Annotated in this window: 2 protein-coding genes; one reads left to right on the plus strand and one right to left on the minus strand. The window is 35.9% G+C overall.

Annotated features, from left to right (window positions below; translation table 11 throughout):
- Positions 1 to 38 precede the first annotated feature (38 nt).
- Positions 39 to 194, minus strand: coding sequence for a hypothetical protein (locus FTV41_RS14870; protein WP_002061201.1), 156 nt, complete (start codon positions 192 to 194; stop codon positions 39 to 41).
- Between the two features lie 279 nt (positions 195 to 473).
- Here FTV41_RS14870 and FTV41_RS14875 point away from each other — a divergent pair, with 279 nt between their 5' ends.
- Positions 474 to 890, plus strand: a complete 417-nt coding sequence (locus tag FTV41_RS14875; RefSeq protein ID WP_108091264.1) for a conjugal transfer protein TraD — start codon at positions 474 to 476, stop codon at positions 888 to 890.
- Positions 891 to 1,213: the final 323 nt, after the last annotated feature.

Below are 1,213 nucleotides of genomic sequence, written 5' to 3' on the forward strand. Positions count from 1 at the left end.
TGCCTTACCGACTTTGACACTTAAACGAGCAATCGCCATTAGGTTTTATCCTGTTCCTTTTTTCGGTTACGTTCTTTTTTAAACGCTCTTTGATCAAGTATCGAAGCCCACATCATAATGATGATAATTAGCGGTGCTGCGATCACGCCAAAACTAATATCTTTGATTTTTCCCAATACCTGTTTTAGTTGCATGCTGTTGCTCCTAGCTTTGGTACTTCTTTTTTTCATTCAATTTTCAATTGAACGAAAAAAAGAAGTTTCAGGGTTTTAGGGATGAAGTCCCTAACGTGCTTAGGTTTCTCAATGAAATTGAGAAACGTCTAAGCGCGCCATCAATTTTTTGATGGAAGTACAGGCGACAATCTCTAGAACGACTTTAACAAAATTGCGTACCTTGGACGTAATTATTTTGTTATCGTTCTTTGAGTATTGAGCCTGTGCTTTTGCGGTATATGAATTAAGGAATTGAATATGAATAATGATTGGCTGTCTGAAAAAATTACCTACATTTCTGCTTTAAAGAATCCCAGTGATGCACAAAAGCTTTTATTAGAATTAGCTCAAATCCAATACCGTACTCCCGACCAAGAGAAAAAATTGAATGCCTTGATCAAAGCTGAAAAAGCCATAGATCGAGCGAATAAACAGAAGATAGCAGTCAGAAAATTACTGAATGCAGAAAAGGAAGCTGAACGAAAAGCTCGTACACGTCATCTCATTCAATTAGGCGCACTTTTTGAAATTGCTAACCTTGATCAGCGTGACCCAGCCGAATTACTTGGAATTCTGCTTAAAACTGCTGAAATAGACCCAAATGATATGAAATGGCAAATTTGGAAGGATTTAGGATTAGAAGTTCTCAAACAACGTAAAAATAATTCAAATTAATTATAAGCTAAGCTAGATCAGCAATAAATTAAGTTATGATTTAACAAATCATTATGAGATTTCATAGGACAATTAATGAAAAAGTTTATCTTAGGACTCTGTCTATCTTTACCAATTCTCTCTCATGCAGCACCTAAATGGGAACTTGCTAATGTATTCATCACAAACAAAGATAAAGGTGAACCGTACCGGGTTTGTCGGAGAGTTTTTTATTTAAGTTAGGCCACCTGACCTAACGGGTTAATCTTATCATAGTACATTGCTTCAAAATCAAAAGGTGATACATAACCTAGTGCACTATGTACACGCTCTTTATTGAACCA

The sequence above is a fragment of the Acinetobacter sp. YH16051 genome (assembly GCF_013417135.1).
GTDB lineage: Bacteria > Pseudomonadota > Gammaproteobacteria > Pseudomonadales > Moraxellaceae > Acinetobacter > Acinetobacter towneri.

Bases quoted from the DNA above. Each gene is read 5' to 3' on its own strand.
- FTV41_RS14875 (WP_108091264.1), top strand. From the start codon at position 474: ATGAATAATGATTGGCTGTCTGAAAAAATTACCTACATTTCTGCTTTA.
- FTV41_RS14870 (WP_002061201.1), bottom strand. From the start codon at position 194: ATGCAACTAAAACAGGTATTGGGAAAAATCAAAGATATTAGTTTTGGC.